At 71.5% G+C, this 21979-nt stretch carries 22 protein-coding genes and 1 pseudogene; all 23 read left to right on the plus strand.

The features are described 5' to 3' along the window. Positions 1–190 precede the first annotated feature (190 nt). The 23 genes and pseudogenes from OG730_RS42400 (at position 191) to OG730_RS42510 (ending at position 21780) form a co-directional block, all read left to right on the plus strand. Positions 191–952, plus strand: a complete 762-nt coding sequence (locus tag OG730_RS42400; protein ID WP_327309685.1) for a hypothetical protein — start codon at positions 191–193, stop codon at positions 950–952. Positions 953–1217: 265 nt separating this feature from the next. Continuing rightward, on the plus strand, positions 1218–1973 hold the full coding sequence (locus tag OG730_RS42405; protein WP_327309686.1) for a hypothetical protein: 756 nt from the start codon (positions 1218–1220) through the stop codon (positions 1971–1973). Positions 1974–2409: 436 nt separating this feature from the next. Beyond that, positions 2410–3009, plus strand: a complete 600-nt coding sequence (locus OG730_RS42410; RefSeq protein ID WP_327309687.1) for a hypothetical protein — start codon at positions 2410–2412, stop codon at positions 3007–3009. 282 nt (positions 3010–3291) lie between these two features. Then, positions 3292–3858 carry a hypothetical protein gene (locus tag OG730_RS42415; protein WP_327309688.1) on the plus strand — a complete coding sequence of 189 codons (567 nt, stop codon included), beginning with the start codon at positions 3292–3294 and terminating at the stop codon, positions 3856–3858. A 431-nt stretch (positions 3859–4289) separates the two neighbouring features. Further along, a complete protein-coding gene (locus tag OG730_RS42420; RefSeq protein ID WP_327309689.1) occupies positions 4290–4856 on the plus strand; it encodes a hypothetical protein in 567 nt (188 codons plus the stop codon). A 284-nt stretch (positions 4857–5140) separates the two neighbouring features. Next, positions 5141–5470: pseudogene (locus OG730_RS42425) on the plus strand (HU family DNA-binding protein); the annotation flags it as partial. 416 nt (positions 5471–5886) lie between these two features. Continuing rightward, positions 5887–6120: a hypothetical protein gene (locus OG730_RS42430; RefSeq protein WP_327309690.1), complete on the plus strand. Its 234-nt coding sequence runs from the start codon at positions 5887–5889 to the stop codon at positions 6118–6120. Positions 6121–6414: 294 nt separating this feature from the next. Next, positions 6415–7641 carry a DNA cytosine methyltransferase gene (locus tag OG730_RS42435; protein ID WP_327309691.1) on the plus strand — a complete coding sequence of 409 codons (1227 nt, stop codon included), beginning with the start codon at positions 6415–6417 and terminating at the stop codon, positions 7639–7641. A gap of 257 nt (positions 7642–7898) precedes the next feature. After that, positions 7899–10715: a DUF6884 domain-containing protein gene (locus OG730_RS42440; protein WP_327309692.1), complete on the plus strand. Its 2817-nt coding sequence runs from the start codon at positions 7899–7901 to the stop codon at positions 10713–10715. Positions 10716–10959: 244 nt separating this feature from the next. Beyond that, complete coding sequence (locus OG730_RS42445) at positions 10960–11382, plus strand: hypothetical protein (protein WP_327309693.1); 423 nt, start codon at positions 10960–10962, stop codon at positions 11380–11382. Between the two features lie 222 nt (positions 11383–11604). Continuing rightward, on the plus strand, positions 11605–11871 hold the full coding sequence (locus OG730_RS42450) for a hypothetical protein (RefSeq protein ID WP_327309694.1): 267 nt from the start codon (positions 11605–11607) through the stop codon (positions 11869–11871). Between the two features lie 749 nt (positions 11872–12620). Beyond that, complete coding sequence (locus tag OG730_RS42455; RefSeq protein ID WP_327309695.1) at positions 12621–13424, plus strand: SAM-dependent methyltransferase; 804 nt, start codon at positions 12621–12623, stop codon at positions 13422–13424. A gap of 281 nt (positions 13425–13705) precedes the next feature. Beyond that, entirely contained in the window at positions 13706–13987 is a 282-nt protein-coding gene (locus tag OG730_RS42460; RefSeq protein ID WP_327309696.1) for a hypothetical protein, read from the plus strand. Between the two features lie 221 nt (positions 13988–14208). After that, positions 14209–14652: a hypothetical protein gene (locus OG730_RS42465; RefSeq protein ID WP_327309697.1), complete on the plus strand. Its 444-nt coding sequence runs from the start codon at positions 14209–14211 to the stop codon at positions 14650–14652. 319 nt (positions 14653–14971) lie between these two features. Then, positions 14972–15241: a hypothetical protein gene (locus tag OG730_RS42470; protein ID WP_327309698.1), complete on the plus strand. Its 270-nt coding sequence runs from the start codon at positions 14972–14974 to the stop codon at positions 15239–15241. Positions 15242–15434: 193 nt separating this feature from the next. After that, positions 15435–15968 (plus strand): hypothetical protein, encoded by a 534-nt coding sequence (locus OG730_RS42475; protein ID WP_327309699.1) that lies wholly within the window; start codon positions 15435–15437, stop codon positions 15966–15968. Between the two features lie 332 nt (positions 15969–16300). Continuing rightward, positions 16301–16780 carry a hypothetical protein gene (locus OG730_RS42480; RefSeq protein WP_327309700.1) on the plus strand — a complete coding sequence of 160 codons (480 nt, stop codon included), beginning with the start codon at positions 16301–16303 and terminating at the stop codon, positions 16778–16780. Positions 16781–17228: 448 nt separating this feature from the next. After that, a complete protein-coding gene (locus tag OG730_RS42485; RefSeq protein WP_327309701.1) occupies positions 17229–17921 on the plus strand; it encodes a GNAT family N-acetyltransferase in 693 nt (230 codons plus the stop codon). 270 nt (positions 17922–18191) lie between these two features. Beyond that, positions 18192–18677, plus strand: coding sequence for a hypothetical protein (locus OG730_RS42490; RefSeq protein ID WP_327309702.1), 486 nt, complete (start codon positions 18192–18194; stop codon positions 18675–18677). Positions 18678–18982: 305 nt separating this feature from the next. Beyond that, positions 18983–19279: a hypothetical protein gene (locus OG730_RS42495; RefSeq protein ID WP_327309703.1), complete on the plus strand. Its 297-nt coding sequence runs from the start codon at positions 18983–18985 to the stop codon at positions 19277–19279. Between the two features lie 382 nt (positions 19280–19661). Continuing rightward, a complete protein-coding gene (locus OG730_RS42500; protein WP_327309704.1) occupies positions 19662–19985 on the plus strand; it encodes a hypothetical protein in 324 nt (107 codons plus the stop codon). A gap of 398 nt (positions 19986–20383) precedes the next feature. Beyond that, on the plus strand, positions 20384–21121 hold the full coding sequence (locus OG730_RS42505; RefSeq protein WP_327309705.1) for a hypothetical protein: 738 nt from the start codon (positions 20384–20386) through the stop codon (positions 21119–21121). 353 nt (positions 21122–21474) lie between these two features. Then, positions 21475–21780 (plus strand): hypothetical protein, encoded by a 306-nt coding sequence (locus tag OG730_RS42510; protein WP_327309706.1) that lies wholly within the window; start codon positions 21475–21477, stop codon positions 21778–21780. Positions 21781–21979 lie beyond the last annotated feature (199 nt).

The following is a 21979-nucleotide window of genomic DNA, read 5'->3' on the forward strand; positions in this document are numbered from 1 at the left end:
CCGGCCACAGGACTGCCAGCCTCGCGATCACCTGGAGCCCACAGCCACACGGTGTCCGGGGCGTTGGAACCCACACTCGGCGCGCCGGCCAGATGCGGTGCCGCTTGCGCGGCTTGCCCCACGCCCCAGCACCGTCCTCCCCGTCTGGCCCGCATCCCGCGGGCCTCAACCCCAGGGGAGACACCAACCCGTGTTCGACACCCACAGCCTTCTCGATGCCGAGCTCACCGGCACCCGTGCCTGGAGCGCCCTGTACGCCGCTGTCCTCGACTCGTCCCACTTCGCCGCACAAGCCATCGACGACAAGGAGGTCACCGGTCTGCGCTTCTTCGAGCCGAGCCCCGGTGTCCGGGCCGCTATGACCGTCAACGGCACCGTCACCATCGAGCCCGGTAGCGGCGCTGTCACCCTGGAAGCCACAGGCATCACAGGCCCCCGCTGGTTCGCCGCCCTCCACCGCCTGGGCACTCTCGACCCCAACGAAGACGGCACGCCCTTCTGGACCTGGCGACCCCACGCCCACGACCAGCCCGGCGTGCTCGCGGGCAGCGCGAACCTCGGCCCTCGCATCACAGCAGAGACGCTCATCACCCGCCACGGTTCCACCGCCGCCACCGCCGCAGCCACCCTGTGCCTGACTCCCGCCACGCGCGAGACCTGCCACATTGCGTGGTCCCTGGCCGCCAGCGCCCTGGGGACGCTGACCACCGGCAACGCCGCCTACCGCTCCGACATCCTGCCTGCGCCCGACCCCGAGGTCTTCACTGCCTCGGACACCGACTACCAGGCTGCCGCCCAGGACGTGGCCTACCTGTGTGAACGGCTGGACGAGAACGTGGACTTCGGATACGCCCGCGACCACGATCCCACCTGGCCCACAGACGCTGAACGCGCCGCCGTCCTCGCCCTGCGCGGCCTCCACGACGCGCTCTCCGATCGCGCCACCCCCTAGCGGCTCACTCCAGGCCCCGGACCGCAGCCAGCGGCCCGGGGCCCGCCGATTTCTCCCCTGCACGAGTCGGCACGCGGTTGCGCACCTAACCCGGCCGCGCACGAAGGTGTGCTTCCCCGGGGACCGCCATCGCGGATGCCTTCGTGCGGCGGTCGGTGATCAACCCTGCCAACGGCAGGACCGGCGACGGACTCAGGTCTCCACACTCGCGAGGCCTCGTCCCTTGAACTCTCCCACCCCTACGCGAACCCAGGAGTGCGCACCCATGGCGAAGCCGTCCAAGAGGCCCACCCGCGTCGAGGCTCTTCAGGCAGTGATCGACTCAGAGTGCACGGCGCCGACCTGCCAGCAGTCCGGAACCTGCCGTCACGAGGGCGAAAAGGCCGCCGCACGTCACATGCTCGAACGCCTGCTGAAGAAGCTGAGCATCGCGGCCGAGAACCAGGCTGATGAGCACGCGAAGACCTGGGCCGACATCTACGCCCGCGGCTACGACTCGCACGGCAGCACCTACCGCATGGGGGCGAAGTACCGTACCGGCCAGCCCATGAAGGAACGCACCGCAGGAATCCGTGCGGACATCAAGATGGCGCGGATGGCCGGCAAAGCCCCCCTCGTGAAGGATGGGCCCGGTCTGGTGGCTCAGGCGCTGGGGACCTACCGGTTCGACCCCATCGGCGAGGCGCCCGACCAGATCAAGATCCGCGTCCACATCGGCGCTGGCTACGGCTCCATCCGCATCCGCATTGACAACATCCCCCAGGAATGGGGGTGGGTCGCCGAGGAGATCACCGATTACCGGGACGAGAAGATGACCCGGTGGGCACCCTCTCAGGCCCTGAAGGATCTCAAGGGTGAGCTGAAGGCGGTCGGCGAGGCCTACAACGCCGATCACGGCTCCAACACCATGACCGACTGCTCCGCTCGATCGTTCTTTGTCTTCGTCGACGCAGACGACCCCGACACGCTCGCAAGGCGCGCCGAACATCAGCGCAACTCCCGAGCCCGCCGCACCGGATGAGTCGCCAGACGGCTGTGTCCCGCCCCCAAGCGGCCATGCGGCGGCACTGCCCTCCCAGCACAGTCCTGCGCACCGACTGAGCCATTCTGCGTTCAGCCCTTATGGCCCCTTGGACCGCTTCTCGCGGCCCGAGGGGCCATGCCATTCCACACCGCTGCCCATCGCCAGGAGGAGCGTCACCTCACGCCGTGCGGCCGCTGCCGAGCCGCCCTCGGTCTGCTGGCCAGGGGCCGGGCCGGGCCGGTTGCGGGGCTAACCCGGTCCTGGCAGAGAGTCGTCCCGTCGGGCACCAACCGCCATCCACGGTCCGGTGAGTTCCGCCGGCAGCGATGCGGCCACGGCTCCCATCCGATTCGTCCCGCGCATCCCGGCCCTCTTGCGCTGACCAACGCGTCGCGCGCCCTCCCCACAGTCCCGCCTTTGCTTGAGGAGAACCATGCCTGCCCCTTCCCCGCGCCCGGTCGCCCTGACGGCAACCGTGATCCCGACCAGCGCCGACGTCACCCATCACGCGATCCCCGCACCCGTGTTCATGACCCTCATCTACTCCCAGTGCTCGGCCGGCCCCTACCGCGACGACCAGCAGCCCGATCCTGCCTGGGACGCTCCCGAAGCCCAGTGGCGGTGCACCAACTGCGGCCATCCCACCGACATCGACGCCATGGAGTTCGACCCCGGCGAGCTCTGCACGGTCCGTGATCACACCCTGGGGTACACCACCGATGCCCCTCGGGCGCGCCCCACCGCCAACCAGCCGACCGCATCCCAGAAGCCTTCCGCGGCCCTACGGGCCACCGCTACCGAGATCACCGCGACCCTCTGCATCGACTGGTCTGAATCCCGCTGCGGAAAGTGCAACAAACCCACCCTTCTGAGCGCGTACCGACACACCGACATCTCCGGATACCAGGCGAAGCCCGGCGCCGGTTGCGGCGCACGGTTCGTGAACACCGCCAGCCTCTCGCGGGACATCTCAGCCGAGGACCTGCGCGAGCTGCGTCCCGACCTCCCCGTACGAGGCCAGGACGAGGCCTGAACAGCACCACGTCGCGCGGCCCCGGGCGCTCCAGCCCGGGGCCGCTCCCATGTCCTGCCTGGACCCGGTCCCGCCAACGGACCTAGTCCAGGGGCCGCTCCGTTCCCGCAGGCGCACGCTCCACGTCTGCCGTGGCCGACACCCCCGAGCTGCGCCACCAGCTTTCGGGCCCGGTTTCAGCACGTGAGCGACAGGTTGCCGGGCTTGCGTAGCCATGGGCCAGCGTGCTGCCACCCCGCGCCGCCTGGCGGCGGGACAGCACCCGCGAGAGGACCCACCCCCATGGCTTCTGACTTCACCTCCCTGCAGCAGGCGCAGGAAGCACTCGACCGCATGACTGCGTACCTAGCTGACCTCGGCACCCCGGCCGCTGCAGTCCAAGCCCTCCTCGACAACACCGACCCCGGCCCGTGCAACGATCGCCGCGGCGGTTCCTTCTGCCAGCTCGACCTCGGCCACCCCGGCCACCGCCACATTTCGGTCAGGCCCCCGGCCCCGGGCACCAAGACCGAAACGGAGTGGGCCAGCAGCTGGAGTGACCACGACACCAAGAAGCACGGTGCCTACGACCACTGCTTCTTCCTGCCCGCCCTGACGTCGCCGGCCGGACAGGCTCATGCCGAACTCGTCGATCTGCCGATGGTGTTTATCTGCCAGCCAGTCACCGAAACCCTGCTGTACGTGCACATCCGCCTCGGCAGCAACGACAAGGGCCTCACCTCCTGGCTGCGCCGCATCGGACTGAACCCCGATCAGGCGAAGCGCACCCGGCACGGTGACTACCTCGCACGCGGCCAGCTGCACGGTGCCCGCATCGCCCTGATCGCGCACGCCCACTCCTACCGCTAGCAAGACAGGCCAGCTCGGCCCGGTCTGGCCCGCACCGCCAAGGTGCGGGACCTCCGGCCGCGCAGGTTGCACTGGCTAGCCCTCGACCGCGGGATCCCCGGCCTCGGCACCCCCTACGGTGCCGAGGCCGTTCCCGTCCCACTTCCGTCCACACCAGTCGGCATCGGCCCGGCACGACAGCCCTACGCGGTGCCCAGCCCGAGCTCTCCGCTGCCCCCGCGTCAGTGGACCTTGCGCGGCTAACCCACCCCTGCAGCACTCTCCAGTCAGCAGCCAGGGGAGTGGTGACAGCCACCCTCCCTCAGGGTCATGACCTGCCGGGTTGTCCTGGCCCAGTACATCCCGCCAGCACAGCCGGTCCGCCCCTGGACACGTACAACACCCACTGAGTCCGCCCCCGCCCCGACACTCGCACAACGGAGGTCCCGCCCATGCCGCTCACCACCGGACGACAGCCCGCGCACACACTCGGCGTCGGCGACCGCTACCTGGCCACGGGCCCTGACCGAAAGCCCCTCGAAGTGACCGTCAGCAGGATTCACCGGGACGGCTTCACCGACGCCATCACCATCTACCTTGAAGGCCGCTCGGACCGCGCCGGTACGTACAAGCCGGACGCCCTCGCGTCCGTCACTCACCGCGCACCCCGCAAGACGCCGGCTGAGGCCTTCGGCATTGGCAGGCAACCAGCCACCACCCTCGGCATCGGCGACCGCTACATCGCACACTACGCCCGCGACAAGCGCCACAGCCATGAGGTGACCGTCTCGTACGTCTGGGACTGCGTCGACGGCAGCTTCAGCGTCCACCATCAGCGGGCTGATCCGATTCGGACGAGCCACTTCACCAGCGCGTCCCCGGTGCACGTCCTCCATCGTGCGCCGCGCTGCGACCACGGCGGCCACTGGGAAGACTGCATCTTCTGCGGCGAGATCGAGTGGCCCGCCGAGGTCCAGACCGCCTACATGGCCGCCGCCGACGCGCGATCCGCCCCCTGACCCGAGCCCACCACCCTCAGCCCCGGCCCCGCCTCCGCGATGCTGGGGCTGTCCCATGCCCGCGCCCTCGGCCAGCAGCGCACTCCCGTCCCTCCCGTGCGGCCAGGCGACCACTCCTCTCCGGCACGGAGCGCCGCGGGTCCGCAGAGCGTCAGGCCCGGACAGCCATCGCCACCAGCGCATGTTGCGGGGCTAACCCGGCCGAGTCGCACGATCCACCTCACCAGCCGGGTGCAGCAGCCGTCTGCGCACCTTCGTTGACACCACCATGAGAGGACCTGGCCATGAACAAGGCCCAGTTGATCGAAGCCATTACCGAGAAGATGGGCGGCCGCCAGCAGGCCACCGACGCTGTCGACGCCGTGCTCGACGCGATGGTTCAGGCGGTGGTCAGGGGCGAGCGCGTCTCCATCACCGGCTTCGGCTCGATCGAGAAGGTAGCCCGCCCGGCCCGGTACGCCAGGAACCCGCAGACGGGCGAGCGGATCCGCGTCAAGAAGACCCACGTGCCCCGCTTCCGAGCGGGGCAGAACTTCAAGGATCTGGTCGCGGGCCGGAAGAAGCTCAAGAAGGGCGTGCTCGCAGTGGCGAAGGCCCCCAAGGGCAGCCTCACCCGCACCGTCTAGAACCCCGATCCGCCGCGGCGCCCCGGTCCTCCGACCGGGGCGCCGCTGTTTGCGGTCCAGCAACGGTGATCCGGTCCTGCGCCCAGCTCCGCCCCGCGTCGCAGATGCCCCCAGCCCACGGCCGCGGCCGGCGCGGCCCACGTGCTTGCGCGGCTTACTGACCCCTCGAGGACGCTGGCGGCCTCCCCAGACCCGGCACCTGCCCTGCCGCACCCGCGCTCGACCAATCGGGCCCGCGCCGGTCGCTGGGGGTTGGCACCCACTTGGAAGGACAGAACATGACCGACATCCACGCTGCGCCCACGCTCAATACAGGAGCCCCTGACCGTGGAGCCGACGAGCTCCGTCGGGCCGAATCTGACGGAACCGCGACCTCGTCGTCCGCCGCCGGACCCTGCTGGGCCATGCCGACGCCCGGCGAGGACCAGCAGAGCCCTCATGTCACCGTGACGGAGTACCCGGTGCCGGACGGGTTTCGTTTCACGGAACTCCCCGACTGGGTCGAGCGGCCCACATGTGCTGTCGGCTCCGGGACCGAAGGCCTCGGGATGCTCTACAGCATCGAGGCCGACCCCGCCGTGTTCGTGTGCATCCGCCACATGGACCTGGGCGCCAGGATCATCACTTCTCTGAGCTGACTCGCCCGAACCGGCCGACCGGACACCGCAGGCTTCGCATCCGACAGGCGATGCCGAACCGGCCTCCCCCACGCAGCAAGAACCCTGAAACCAGACCTGCACACCCCACCGCGCGGCCCCCGGACGACCCAGCCCGGGGGCCGCACGCATGCTCCGGGCCGCCATCGCCGCGCGTTCCCTGTCGTGTTGTGCGCCTTGCCCACCAGCTGGCCAAGGTCCGGTCATCAGGGGAGCGGTGCCCACCGACCCGCCCCTTCCAGACACTCTCTACCGCCCGGAAAGGGCCTTCCTGCGATGGCTGCTCAGTTCGGCATCAAGCCCTCTTACACCTCTGCTCACTTCTTCACCGGCGGCTGCGGTGACATGCGTGGCTTCACCCAGGCCGGATTCAAGTCCCTGTACGCCGCGAACCACCATCCGGCATCCGTGCAGACCGCCCGGAACAACTGGCCGGGCCTGCTCGTCAAGGAGGCCGACGTGCAAAGCATCGACATGCGCAACGTCCCGTCGGCCGATGTCCTGGTCGCATCGCCCATCTGCACCGAGGCATCTCCGAACAGCGGCAAGACCGCACCGCGTGCCGCGATCGAGCTGGACGAGAACGGCCGCCCCAAGCCGGGCCCGGACTGGCCTCAGACCCGCATCACCATGTGGGAGCCCGTCCGCTACGCAGAGTTCCACCGCCCCCTCGCCTACGTCGGCGAGAACGTCCCCGCATTCGGCAACTCCCCGCTCTTCAAGGCATGGCTTCAGGTCTGGGACGCGCTCGGCTACACGCCCACGCTCGCATCGGTCAACGCCGCCCACCTCAAGGTCCCTGGCGCACGCCCCCTGCCTCAGTCCCGCGACCGGCTGGTGTGGTGCTTCCTGCGCAACGACGTTGTCGCCAGGAACGGCCTCCCCGATCTCCGGCCGACCTGCGACGCAATCTGCCCCACCTGCGGCCCTGTCGAGGGTGTCCAGCGCTGGAAGAAGAATCCCGACTTCCCGGTGGGTGAGTACGGACCCAACCGCCAGTACTACTACGTGTGCCCCGACCGACGCTGCCGCGCCCGAGTCGAGCCCGTCATCCGAGGAATCGGGGATGTCATCGACCCCTCCGTATCCGGTGACCACTTCGGCAACGGCTACTTCAAGGGCAAGCAGCGCACCACGCGCACGCCCTACGGGCAGGCCACTCGCGACCGCGTCGCCGCCGGGCTGGAGAGGTACCGCGGCAAGCCCTTCATAGCCACCCTCCGAAACCACTGCTCGGCGTCCTCGCTGGATGACCCCATCGGCACACTCTCGGCACAGGGAGGAGGCCACCACTACCTGGTACGGCCGAACGCCAGCCTGACCATCGACGACTGCGAGTACAGGCCCCTCACGATCCAGGAGAAGGCCCGCTGCCAGGGATTCCCCGACGGACACGAGTTCGCCGGAACCGAGCACGACAAGCGCCTCCAGGTCGGGAACGCCGTACCCGTCAACGTCGCCCGCTGGCTCGCGCAGCGCGTCCAGGCCGTCCTGCCCCGCTGACGCGGCCACAGACACCCCGCCGCACAGCGTGCGCCGCTCACACTGACCATCCCTCGCTGCCCGGCCCCGGCTCCGCAAACGCGGAGTCGGGGCCGCCCCGTACCCGCGCCCTCCGCAGGCACGCCGGCCTCGGCCACATCCGCCGCGCGCTTGTGGGCCTTGGCCGTCGCTCCGGCACTGTCTGGCCACCGGCTGGGCGTGGTGTCCGACCGACCCGCCCCAACCGCCCACCGTCCACCGGCGCAACTTCTTCGCGCATGAACACACGAGGGGTCCTGCCCGTGACCACGCCCCAAGCACGCCGCACCACCGCCCGCCGACCGCTGTGGGACACCGGCTGGGGAACGAAGCGCGCCGCCGCCTACGCCGCTCGATGCGCACGGTACGTCAGCATCGACCGCCTGCAGCTTCAGGCCAGAGGCCGCGCCGCAGCCCGCCTCGATTTCCCCTACGCCGTGGGGCGCGGTCCTCAGCGGCACGAAGCAGCCGCCGCCATAGCCATTCGGTTCGGACTCGACGTCCGCCGCCTGGACCGGTCCGGGCGCGCGCTGCGCATCACGGGCCGTCCCGATGCGGTGGCTCGCTACGCCGCCGCGCTCCCCCGTGTCCTGGACCACGCTGAGCAGCTGGCCAGCTGGGCCGCACGCATGTACAGCCAGTGTGCCCGCAAGCCCCAGCACACCGACCACTTCGAGGGCCTGGGTGCCCGGGGGCCCCACGCTGCCGCCTACTTCCGTGCCGCCGCCTTCCGCCGGATCGTTGAGGTCCTGGTCGGCCCGCAGGACATCGTCGTGCCCGAGGTGGACCTCAATCTGCCCCTGTGGGAGCAGGCCGAGACCCTAGGCGGAGTGCTGGGCGAATACGGCTGGGTAGAGATCCGCGACGCCTACGACCCCGATACCGCCCAACGACTTCTCGACAACGCCGACAGGGTCAAGACCCCGGCCTCTCGCTGGCCGGTCACCAACAAGCACGGCGAGCAACTGGCCTTGTTCGACGACGCACACCTTGCCCCGCAGCCCATATCCGGCCTGGTCGTCGTCATCCCCTGCTCCAGAGCGAAGACCAGCCACCCGGCCGCGGCGGGGCAGCTCTACACCGGATCGCTCCACAAGCACGCCCGCCGCACCGCCGATGCTCTCACTGCCCAGGGCGGCACCATCCTGGTGCTCAGTGCCCTTCACGGCCTCCTGCCGCTGGACCAGGTCATCGAGCCGTACGACCACACATGGAAGGACGAGGGCAGCGTCACTGTCGATGACCTGCAGGCCCAAGCCGTCGACCTGAGGTTGACCGGCGCCGACGTGGTGCTGCTCACCCCGAGCCAGTACACGCAGCGGGCCATCGTGGTCTGGCCCAACGCCCAGACCCCGCTGGCCCACCTGGGCATCGGCCGACAGCGTGGCCGGCTGACCGCCCTACGCGAAAGCGCCCGCACCCGCACGCAGACGCCGCGTGAGACACCGACCGCCCCCTCACTCCCAGCCGCGCAGGCCAGCTGCCCGATGCGGAGCCCGCGGGGCTTGCGGGGCTTACACCAACGCGCCCGACAGTCACCCTCAGCCGGGCCACGTCTCCCGGACGCAGCCGCACTCACCTCACCAGGAGCCCATCCCATGACCACGCCCCACACCCGCCCGGTGATTGCCACCGAGCAGGCCGAAGACAACGAACCGCGGTGCCTCCACGAGGTCAGCATCCGTCCGGCCGACCTCACCAATCCGGTCGCCGCCTGCGACCGAAAGGGAGCCAGTGTCCGCGTCGGTGTCTTCACCGAGGAGGGATGCGTCGAGTACTTCGACTGCGCTGTCGCCGCCTCCAACCACGCTGCCGAGCTTGACACCGATACAGGCGAGAATCTCCACCGATGGGCCCTGATCTGCCCCAGCCACGACGAGCAGCCCGCCGACACCTGCGAGGACTGCAGCACCATGGATGACACCGGCACCGAGGAGGAGGAACTCATGCCCGACCACACCGAGACCACCCCCACCCCGGAAATCGGAGAACCGTCCGTCGAAGAGCGCTACTACGCCGAGTCGGAGACCGTGCTCGCGCACCCCGAATACCGGGAGGATCGCGTCACGATCACCGCCGCGGGCAGCACCGACGGTACGAGCCTCCGTCTGCCGCATGCCGCCGGGCACAACGTCCACGATGTCCTGGCCGCCACCGGATGGCGCCTCCGGGACCGACTGTCCTACGTGGCCTCGAGCAACACCCACCGGGGCCGCGTCGAGCGCACCACCCCGGCCAACACCCCGGCCGCCCAGGCCCTGCGCACCTACTTCACCGAAGAGGCCGCCGCCCGGAGGCTGATTGCCGACCACATCGCACCGAACCTGAATGCGCACACCCGGCCCGTCGTCCTGGACGGAGAACCCTTCCCCATCGGCTGGACCTTCCGCGACGGGTACGGCACCCACGCCACCTATGCAGCCGTGACGCGCTCCGCCAGCCTCGACGGACTCACCGGCCACATCTCCCGGGAAGACGCGGAAGCAGCCCTTCGAACGGCTTGCGCAGCCCCCTTGTTCACCAAGGGTGACCGGGTCGTGTGCGCCGACGGCCGCACTCGCACCGTCGAGGGCATGACGCACCGCCCCGGCGAGCCGGCCCGCGTCGTCGTCGGCGCCGGTGCCGAGTGGATCGCCGCCGAGTGCACCCCCACCCCGGCCCCTCTCACCGAGGAGCAGGGCCGCTACACCGTGAGCCGGAACTACCTGAGCCCGACGGACTTCCAGCCCGTGACCGACCACGACGGCACCGTGCTCGCCTACACGTTCCAGACCATGGAATCCCGAAGCGATGGCTACGGCTGGGTGCGCCAGGACGGCACTCTTGCCCCGACCACCGAAAAGCGGCGGGATGATCTTGAGCGCCTGATCAGGTCGGATCATGCAAGCAAGACACGGCCGCCCCTCCACAGCCCGAAGGCCACCGAGCAGGACGATACCGAGCTCCGTTCCCTGCGCGGCCTCATCAGCCAGCTGCGCACCATCGCCCGACACGGTGACATGGATGAAGTCCGCGCAGCCCTCGCCAAGCACGATCAGGACACGGCTGAAAGCTGACGACGAACCCGATACCTGCCCTCCGGCTACACCTCAATGGCCCCGGCTCCGCTCCTGGCGGAGCCGGGGCCATGGCGTGCCGCACCTGCGATCAAAGCGGTCATCCCGGCGCTCCGCTATGCACTGCTCGTGAGCCTTGCGCCCCCCGTGCCTTGCACCGCTTGGGCTCCGCCGTGCGGAGGTTGGGACACAACGGACCCGCAACATCCCGCGTCCGGATCTCGCCCAACTCACAATGCAGGAGATGCTCGTGCTGCTCGCCGAACCCGGCCACCCCTACGACGACCCTGACCACCCCGCCCAATGGGCCTGGCGATACGGGTACCTCGAACTCCTCTACACACCCGGTAGCAAGACTCTGTCCTTGTCGCGGGGCCCCAAGTACTCCATCGGCGGGAAGCGCTCCTGCCGTCGCTGCCACGGCAGCGGCCACCTTCCCTGGTGGGAGCGCACCGCACCTGACGGGACAGCCACGCCGGCCGTCCCCTGCCCGACCTGCCCTGCCTACCGCCGCGTGTTCGAGGACATTCCCCTGTGGCCGGTCCACTCCCTCGACCGGCTGCGCCACTGGCTCACTGCGCGCCGCCGCACCGCAGCCCCGCCGGCCGTTTGGGACAACAACCCCGGCCCCATGCGGGCTGGCGACTACGACGAACCACCGTTCTGACATGGCAACCAAGCCCCGTACCCTTCGCCGCGCCACGAGCGCCAACGGCTACGTCAGCAGCGACGGCCGATACAAGGTCACTCCGCACCATGGGCCGAGTCTCCGGGGTGGCAGCGTTTCCCGCCCAACCTCGTGGACGCTCACCGACCTCCAGGGCGAGTACCCCGAGCGTGAACGCCCACTTCTCTCCGATATCCGCGACATCCTCAAGGAGCGTCCCTGATGTCCCGCAAGCCCAGCTCCAATGATCTGTACTGCGAGAGCACTCGCAGCAGCTACAGCGGCATCTGCGTCGACCCGGCCGTGTGGATCATCTACTGGGGCGACCCAGTGGCCAACGAGGTCAAGACGAACTACGCCTGCGCCAGTCACCTGCACAAGATCCTGCAGGAGCTCACCCCCAAGGCCGAATTCTGCAGCGACATGTTCCGGGTCATTCCCGCCAGCATGCTCCTCGACTGGCTTGCCAAACAGGGCTCCCAGAGCTAACCGGCAGCCGCCGGGCCCCGGTGCCGCAGTCACGGCGCCGGGGCCGCTGCGCGCTCTGTCCATGCTCCAGACACGGGCCCGCCCGCACCCTGGTATCCCGCCTTGCGCCCTCGCGGTGTCAGGGTTGTTCCACGGCGGGCCGGCCGGGTGAGGCAGACAGGCCGGGGCGGGTTCGCGAGCCCGGGAGTTGCGTGCCTTGCTCCCGGGGCGCGCACCATCTGCTCACCGGCCGGAGGGCGGGGGCGGCATCAGGCCGCCCCTTGACCCTCTGTTCCCGCTCTGGCCCCGGTACCGCGTTCGTGGTGCCGGGGCCGCGCCATGCCCGCGCCTGCGTGCCTGCCCGCTCGTGCCCGCGGGGCCCTCGCCCCGCCCACCTGGTGCCGTGCCGCCACCGCGCCCCCGCCGGGCCCACCCGCTCCGTGGCCCGCCGTCCGTCCGCGCGGCTGCTGGCGCCGGTCCGCCGCCGCTCGCGCCAGCTCCCGGACGGCCCGGTCGTTCCCCTACACGCCGCCTGGCGGTGCGCGCCAACCGGCGCCCGCTGTCCGTCCCCGGTCGGCCGGGGGCGCTCCTGCACCCTGCCGAGCTCCGGGCCGGGCTGTGTCTGCCGGTCCGGGCCCACTTGCGTTGCTTGCTGGCCGCTGTCGCACCGTACGGAACACCGGCCCCGGGCAGCAGGGCCGTGTTCGCTCCTGCTGCTGCGTCCGTGTCCCACCCGTACCGCACCTCACCTCACCTGGAAGGAACTACCTGTGCAGATCTCGAAGGCCACACGTACCGAACTGGAACGCGCCGCCTGCGAAGGACCCGTAGTCCGCCTCCATTGGGACGCCACCGACGCCGGCAGGGAAGGTGTACACCGGGTCCTCACCCGCTCCGGCGCCACCTGGAGCGTGCGCCACCAGGGCTACATGTTCGCCGACCTGTTCCCGTTCGGGCAGGCCGCCGACCTGGTCCGCCTGATCATCGACCGCCGCCACGCCGTCAACCGGCCCGACCGCGGCATGGTGTCCTGCCCGCAGTCGATCGCGGAAACCCTCTGGGGCCTCAACCTCCCCAGCGACCTCAACGGCTGGCGCGTACTCGAACCCTCCGCGGGCCACGGAGTGCTTGCCGCCGAAGGCACAGCCCGGGGATGCACCGTCGACTGCCACGAGATTGACGCCCACCGCGCTGCGGACATCACCCGCGCAGGCATCGCCAGCAACGTGAGCGCCACCGACTTCCTGACCGTCACCGCGCAGCCCACCTACGATGCCGTCGTCATGTACCCGCCCCACCGCCGCGACTTGGCCGTCCAGCACATCCTGCACGCCTACCGCTTCCTGCGCCCGGGCGGCGTCCTGACGGCCCTTGTGTCGCTGGGCCTACAGAACGCGGCCGGTACGCGCGGGGACCAGCTCCGCCAGCTCCTCAGCCTCTCCGGCTACCTGCACGCCCTCGACGAGGCAGACTTCGACGACGGCCCACTCCTGTCGCCGACCGGCCTGCGCCTGTCAGCCCAGCTGATCACCCTCCACGCCGATCAAGACGAACCGGCCACCGGCCAGCGGTAGACCTCGGAGCCTGTTGGCCTAGAGCCTCGACCGGTCCGCGCTTCCACTGTGCTCTACGTCCGTCCCCGGTGCCCCGGGCCGCTGCCAGTGGCTCGGGGCACCGGCATTTCTGCGCTGGCCTCCCGCACGCGCGGCCTGGCGTCCGCGTGCGGCCGGGCGCCGGCTCCGTCCGGCTCGGGTTGCGTTGCTTGCTGGCTGCCGTAGGACAGTGCGGCCACCCGGCACGGGCCCTACCGGCCCGTATCGCCGAACCCGCTCTACTACCAAAGGAGTCACACGACATGAACTGGGCCGATCTGCTCGAAGCGCTGCTTATGGCAGGCGTCATCCTGCCCCTGCTGTTCAGGGTCTTCCGCCTGATGTCCGCGACCGCGTCGATAGCAGTCCAGTGCACGGCGCTGACCCTGCTCGCGGTGTCGTCCTTCCTCCGCGGCAAGGACGAGTACGTCATCCCGCTCGCCACCCTGACGCTCGTCCTGCTGATGTCGCTGCCCCGCAACCGCAACCGCGACCAGGACCAGAACCGCGACCGCGAGCGCGACGACACCTCAGCGAAGAGCTGACCCCCACGAAGGCCCGGCCCCCTGCACCCGCGGACCCTGCCGCCCGGCCACAGGCCCCCCGCACCGTGTGCGGGGGGCCTGTCGCGTTCCCCTCCTCGGCTGACCGCCCGCGGACCCTGCCGCCCGCCCCTGCTCCGGGTCGGCGGGGCTTGCCGGCCTTACTTGCCGCCGTCCCACGATCAGCCCTGTCAGCCAGCCGCACCCTGATGGGAGTCTCCGTCGTGACGACCGCCGTGTCCCGTTCCCGTACTGTCACCGCCCGCATCGACACCGCCCCCGCTTCGCCAGGCGGGTTCACCGTCACCGCGTTCGTGAGCGTCGAGGAGTTCCCCTTCCACGGCTACCAGCCCGCCAGCCGGGTCGCAGAGGTCACCACCGTCGACAACACCTCGCTGCGCCTGCTCTTCGCCCGCAGCCGTGTGGCCGACCACCACGACGCGGCCGCCACCGCGTTCGAGGTCAGCATCGGCCACGCCTGCGATGATCTGGGCCGGCGCTGGCCCGCCGACGTCCGCCCGCTGTCCATCGGCGATGTCCTGGAGGTCACCTCCCCCGACGGCACCGCCACCTTCTTCACCATCGACGGCGTCCGCTTCCGGGAGATCGAGCCGCCCACCGCCCGCGTCCCCCTGGCGGGCACCCTCGCGACATCCCGCACCACCTGACCCCCACCACCCTCCCCGACTCCGACCCCGGCCCGCCTCGGCGGTGCCGGGGTCGTCCCATGCCCGCACCCTGAGCCCGCCGTCACACCGGTGCCGTCGAGACAACGCACCGCCTGGCCGACCCAGTCGACGCCACCAGCGGCCTTCCGAGCCGCACCCCGCTGTGCACCCGCGCTGCGCCTAGCTACCACCGCCAGCCGCAGCAGGCACGGCTTGCGGGGCTTACCTGGCCCCCCTCCACAGTGCGTTTCGGCAGCGAGATCCCGCCCCGCTGCCCGGCCTACAAGCCGTCTGCTGACGCCCTTCCAGGAGGTTCCTCGTGCCCCACATCCTGTTCTCCCTCATCCCCGTGCCCACCGTGCTCGTGGCCTTGTACGTGGGCCTCTCGCCCCGCTTCTCCGACTGGGCTCGGGACATGGCGGAAGACGCCATCGCCGTCTCCATCGCGGTCTCCGGCCTCGCCGAGCTGGCGATCGGGTCCGCGCTCCACGGATGGACCGCCATCGCTGCCGCAAGCCTCCTCCTGGCCCTCTCTCGTGCGTCCCGGTGGATCACAGCGCGCAGGAACGCGAAGCAGTCCCAGAAGTAGCCGCTCACCCCGCTCGGGCCCTCCCTCCCGACCGCCCCCGGGCCGCCCCGTTCCCGGGTGCGGCCCGGCCCGCGGCCGCCGGGCCGCCCCCACCCCCAGGGGCGGCCCGGCCCCCGCCTCACCCGTACACAGCGCCGCCGCCCACGCGCCCACGGCGCGCCACGCCACGACCAACCTTCGTTGAGGAGCTGTCATGCACCACGCTTTCCGCACCCCGCCGCAGCACGCCGCCACCCTCGAGCGGGCGGCGGCCGCCCTCGCAGCCCGCTTCTCCCGGCACGTCCCCGGCGAGCAGGACGGATGGCTCATCCTGACCCGCTCGGACCGGCCGATCGCGGTGTGGGACCTGAAGGAGAAGATTGCCGCCGACACCCCCGAGCAGGAAGCCAAGCGCATCGAACTCGCGCAGGCCCTGGCCGCCGCCGGCCTGGCCGTCACCCTTCCCTCGGACGCCTACATGGTCTTCTTCGCCGAGATCCCCGCCAACCCCACCACCCCCCGCTACACCGTCGTCGAGGACGACAACAGCGGCCTCGGCAGCCTGTTCGGCAGCCCTCACCTGGTGATGGACACCTGGACGAAGGTGCACGTCGCGACCACCCGAACCCCCGAGGAAGCCATACAGCGCTGCGCCGACTTCACCCGCGCTCAGAACGCGCTCGACGCCCAAGTGGCCTCCGGCAGCCTCCCCGCAGGCAGCTACTGCGACCCCAACATCAGCGCGTAGACCACGCGCAGGCATTCGCCCGCTCCCGGCCCCCGGCACTCCCGCCCGCACCGCGGCGATGCTGGGGGCCGAGCCATGCACAGGCCGCTCCGTTCGCGGTGCCCGGGCCTGTCGCATGCCCGCGCCTCGCAGCGCGTGGCGTGCGCTTCCACCGAGTCCCCGGTGCCGGAGCCCGAAGCCCAGCACCCCGACCAGCCCTCGGCCCCCGCACCCGTGTGCGGGGGAGCCGGTCGCGTACCCAGCCCTGCGTCTGGCGGGCCTTGCCCGCCTTACCGGCCGCCGCCCCACGATCCCCACTGTCAGCCAGCCGCATCCTGATGGGAGTACCCGCCGTGACGACGCCCCTGTCCCGTTCGAACACCGTCACCGTCCGCATCGACACCGAACCCACCTCCACCCCGGTGTCCGGCGCCTGTGCGGAGGAGGTCTACGAAGTGACCGTCTTCCGCACCGAGATGATCACCTTCTGCCTGCGCGCCGCGTCCGCCCAGGACGCCGAGGAGCGATACCTCACCGACGGCGAGGAGACCGTCAGCCTCAACGTGGACTCCACCGTCCGCGTCGACCCCGCCCCCGCCCCGGCGGCCCCTGCCGCCGTCCCGGCGCTGGCGCCGGTGATGTCTGCGGAGGAGTACCAGTTGCGGACCCTGGAAGAACTCGCCGACGACATCATCGTGGACGGCGTCGCCTACAGTCGTACCGAGTGGGACCGGATCCAAGACGGCGTCCACCACACCACCACCGACGAGACCCCGGCCCCCGCCGCCCAGCGCACCCGGCCGACCTGGAACGGCACCGACGCCCCGTTCTGACCGTCCGCCGCCTCCCGGCGCTTCCGGCCCCGGCACCGTTCGCGGTGCCGGGGCCGCCCCGTGCCCGCTCGTCTTGGCCGTCGCTCGTGCACGCCCGCGCCTCCGCTCGCCGTGACCCAGCCGCCGTTCCGGCGCACGCCCTGCCCGCCTGTCCTGCTGCCTCCGGCCGCCGCGCGACCGCCCGGTCGAGCCGCGCCCGTCCATCAGGCCGGTCCGCCTGGTCTCGCCTGCCGTGATGGCCGCCGTCTGCGCGGGCCCCCGCCGGTCCTGCCCCGGCTGTTTGGTGCCGCGTGTGGGTGCTTGCCCGGCTTGCCCCGTGCCGGGTCACTGTGCAGATCACCGGCCCACCGGGAAGGCAATAGCCCTTCCCCGCCCCGGGCCGCCTCACTCGGCCGCGGCCGCGCCTCAGTTGGCCTCGCCGGCCCCGCCCCTGCCCGGAAGGACTCCCGTGTCCCGTACCGCCACCGTGTCCCGGCCTCACGCTCCCCGGATCGACATCGCGCCCCTGGACCCCGCGGACCACTCCGCCTACCTCGCCCTGCTCGACCTCACCTCCGACCAGGGCGTGCCCGCCGAAGTCGCCCAGGTTCTCGCTCTCGCCCCGTTCCGGCACCCCTTCACCCACGGCCCCGCCCTGTGCCTGACCGCCCGCACCCGACGCGCCACCACACCGGCTGGAGCCGTGTTCGCCGCCGTCCCGGAGTGGGCCTATGAGCACCCCATCAGCCAGGCCAACGCCGCACTGGCCAGCTTCCTCGCCGCCACCAGCATCGGGATCTACGGCCTGGCCGTCGCACCCGAACACCGCCACCTGGGCATGGCTCGCGCGCTGCTAGCCAAGACGGAGACCCTCGCCCGCAGCACCCGATACCGGCTGGCCTCCCTCATTCACAAGCCCGAACTCGCCGACTTCTACCAGCGCCTGGGATACACCAGCGCGCACCACATCGTGATCCCGACGCCCGACGGCGCGATGGCGCTGACCCAACCCCGCCCCATGATGACGGCCGTCAAGCCCCTGCACCCCAGCGTCCGCATACAGACCGTGCCCGGGGCCCCGGGACCCGTGGTCGCCGGACTCGTGCCCGGCTTCGACCTGCCGCCCACCGCCCGCTTTCGCGACGGACGCCTCTTTACGTGACACCCGCCCGGCCCCCGCTCCCCGGCGGCCCGCTCCGGCCCGAAGAGCGGGCCCCTTGGATCGTCGCCCGGCCCTCGTCGCCCGGCCCTGCGCCCTTCTCGGGCGCGGGGCCGCCGCGTTCCGCCCGCCCCGGCCACACCGGGGCCGCCGCCGCTCGCGCTGGCGGCGGCGCCAGCTTCCCTCGGGCGCGGGGCCTGCCCTTGCCGGTCTAGCTCGCCTCCCGTGCAGGTTGCGGCCCGTCAACAGCCGCGACCACCACGGAGAATCTCAATGACTGCCAGCCCGGCCGCCGCCCTGTTCATCCCCGCCCTGGACGCCCAGGCCCGCATCACCCCCCACACGCCGTACACGTCCCTTACCCTGCCCGCCGACCGCCAGTACGGATGGCGTATGGCCCAGCTCGGCGGTCTCCCCGAGGCCACCTACTACCACCCGGACGCCGTCCTCCACGTCCACGGCAAAGGCCTCGCCCAGCGCCTCCCGGTCAACCCGGTCGCCTGGACCCTCGCTTCCGCCTGGCGCGGCGCCCAGCTCCCCTACCTCCTGGTCGGTCCCGCCCTCATCACGGGCACCGAGAACCGCCACGACGGCAGCTTCGCCGCACTGCCCGCGCCGCTTGCCGCGCAGACCCAGAACGCCATCGCGGCGGCCACCGCCTGGTGGCGGGACAACCACCTCCACCTGCCGTTGTGGCCGTTCAGCCTCGACAGCGCCGCGTTCGCTCCCGCCATCACCGCCACCCGCAACGCCCTCTAGGCGACGCCAGCCCTTTCCTCGCCTGCCCCGCGCCCTCCAGGGTGCGGGGCAGGCCCGTGATCGGCCGCACCGTGCGCCCGCCGGGCCGCCACATGAGACGGGCCCCCGCCGCCCGGCTCCGTGGGCGCCCCGCTGGCGGCCGGCGGCCCCGGCGAGTGGGTGTTGCGGGGCTTGCCTGCGGCCGCGGCACTGTCAGGTCACCAGCCGGGGGAGTGGTGACCACCCCCACCCCCCGTCCGCCTAACTCCCGGCCACCGAGAACCACCGCCGGGCCCCGGCCGCAACCAGAGCTTCGAGGAGACCCCTTGACCACCCACATCCAGCGCCCCGCGACGGTCACCGCTCCCATCGACGACACCGACACCACCACGGCCGCCGACGTCGCGCACACCCTGTTCGACGAGGTACGAAGGGCCGCCTGGGACAAGGCGTCCGACCATCCCGACGACTACGACCTCATGCTCCGAGTCGACGCCATGGCCCCGGCCGACGCTGTCGAAGCCCTGAAGAAGGCGTGCCTGCCTTCGGACCTGATCGAGCCGATCGCCGCAGCCCTCGCGCTCCTGGCCCCGCACATCTACGCCCCCTCCCGCTCCGTCTGACCCTTTACACCCGCCCCGGTGCCCCGGGCCGCTGCCTGTGGCCCGGGGCACCGGCGTTCCCGCCCGGGCCACCTCTGCGGCCGCCCCGGGCCTGCCTCCAGGCTTTCTGGATCGTCTCCCGGCCCCGCGCCCCTCCCCGGGTGCGGGGCCGCCGTGTTCCGCCCGCCCGTGCCACGCCGTGGGCGCCCCGCGCGCGCCGGCGGCCCGAGGCGCCCGACGGCCCCGGCTCCGCCCCGGCGGGTGGGTGTTGCGGGGCTTGCCTACGGGGGCGGCACTGTCGGGTCACCGGCCGGGGAGTGGCGACCACCCCCACCCCCCGGCCGCCCAACACACCGCCCCGCCCCGGCTCCCTGCCGCACCCCAGAGCCTTCGAGGAGACCCCGTGACCACCCGCATCCAGCGCCCCACCACTGGCCGACTGCGCAGCATCCGCCCCGAGCGGCACTACGGCGGATCCCTGGGCGTCACCATCTGGACCTACTCCCGCACCCTCAACGGCCGCCGTGTCGAAGTCGACATCACCCACGACGCCCTCACCCGCACCACTGTCCTGCGGGTCTACCCCTGGGGCGGCGCCACCGCCGCCCGCGAGGTCACCCTCCACCACCTGACCCGCAAGGACGTCGGCCGACTGGTCTACCGCGCCCCCTACCGCAACCCCGCAGGCTACGCAGTCCCCGCCCAGGGCGCTGCCCTCCCCGCCTAGACACCAAGCCCCCACGCCTGGCACCGGCCCGCCCGGTCCCGCTTCGCTCGCAGGCCTCCCGGCCCCGCGTCCCTCCTCGGGCGCGGGGCCGACGCGTTCCGCACACCCCCGCCACACGGTGGCCGCCCCTGGCTCGCGGCCGGCGGCTCCGGCTCCACCAGCGGGTGGGTGTTGCGGGGCTAGGCCCACGGCCCGGCACGGTGAGGTTGCTGGCCGGGGGAGTGGCGCATCCCAAGGGCTCAACTCCCAACGCACCACGAAGCGAAGGGCCCAGGGCCCTCCAGACACGGATGCCCCGTCCGGCAGCAGCCGCAGCACGCCGACCAGTTTTCGCCTGCGGCCCCCGATCCCGCCGTCCCCGTTCCCATCACAGGCGATCACCGCCGCATTGGAGCCACATGCCCAAGTACTTGCCCCAGACCGACTTTCTGCCCAAGCAGATCGCCGAGCTTCGCAACCGCTTGAAGAACGAAACCCGCCAGAGCGCCGACATCCACCGCACCTCACCCCAGCACTACCGGCTGGCCCTGGCCAGTGAGCGAGTCGCTCTGACCGTTACCTGGCGCCGGAACCACCGCGGCGCCTGGAAGTGGAACCACTCGACCCTCACCGTCGATGGCACACCCCGTGAGCTGGCCCGTGACTTCAAGGACTTCATGCACATCTGGAACGACCCCGACGTCCTGTCCCGCCCGGGCGGGCGTTCCGAAGTCCCGACCCTGACGCCCATAAACGACGAGACCCAGCTCCCGCACGCCGTGCGCCAGATACTCGACCGGATCCGCAACGCTGCCGAGCGGAAGACCGACAACGGCACGATCGATGTGCTCGCCGCCGCTACCGACGCGGGATACACCATCCAGGTCACTGGACCCAAGGGCACCGTGCACATGCACTACGTGCCCTGCCGCCACACGCCTGGCTCGTGGACCCTGGCCGCGCGCCACGCGTTCCAGATCTACGACACCAACGGCATGGAGCGCACCAAGAGGTTCGCCGGAAGCCTGGCAGCCGCCCTGGCCGACATGTTCGGGATCAACGCAGCACCCGCTGTTCCCCTGCGGACCGGCCACGAACGCCAGGCCTCCAAGAGCAACGCGGTGCTCGTCAGGAGGCACTCGGTCATCCGCGTCTGACCGGCTGCACCCCGGCTCGGGCCCCCTGGCCCCTGGCTCCGCTCCTGGCGGTGCCGGGGGCCGTTCCACACCCGCTCTCGCGGCCCGGCCCGGGGGGTCGCTCCCCCCGGCCGCCGCGCCCCTGGCTCCCGTTCGCGGCCGGCGGCTCCGGCTCCGCCGCGCGGGTGTTGCGGGGCTTGCCGGTCCGTCCGGCACTGTCCGAGCACCGGCCGGGGGAGTGGTGACCACCCCCACCCCTCGGCCGCCCAACGCCCCGCCCCGTCACTGTCCAGACCTGCCGGACACCACCCCGCACTTCTCCCGCGCCATCCGCGCACTTCCGTATCCCACCGCCCCGAAAGGCACCTACCCGCATGTCGTCTGTCCGTCTGAACAAGAACGAGACCCTGCTCGTGGTCCTGACCGTGCTGGTGGTCATGTTCTGCGCTCTCCTGGTTCTTCTGCTCTCCATCGACGATCAGGACTCCCGTACCGGCCGCCACGCCACCCCCGCCGCTGCTGTCACGCAGTGCGCCACCAAGCCGACCACCCCCGCCACCGTTCCCGGCGACCCCCGGCCCACCACCGCCCCCCGCCCGGTACAGACCGCCCCGAAGACCCCGGCCGCCCCCAAGCAGCTGCGCCCTGCCCCCAAGGCGCCCGCCGCCCGCACCCGCTGACCCCGGCCTGCTCCCCGCTCCGCCCCCCCGGCCCCGGCCCCGCACCCGCGGTGCCGGGGCCGTCCCATGCCTGCGGCTCCCGTCGCGTCCCGCCCGGCCCGCCGCCGTCCCGTCCCATGCCTGCGGCTCACTCCCGTTCCATGCCTGCGGGCCCGCCACCCCCGGGCCCCGGGCCGTGGCCGTCATGGGCCGCCCGGCC

Origin of the sequence: Streptomyces sp. NBC_01298 (assembly GCF_035978755.1) — a bacterium.
Lineage (GTDB): Bacteria > Actinomycetota > Actinomycetes > Streptomycetales > Streptomycetaceae > Streptomyces.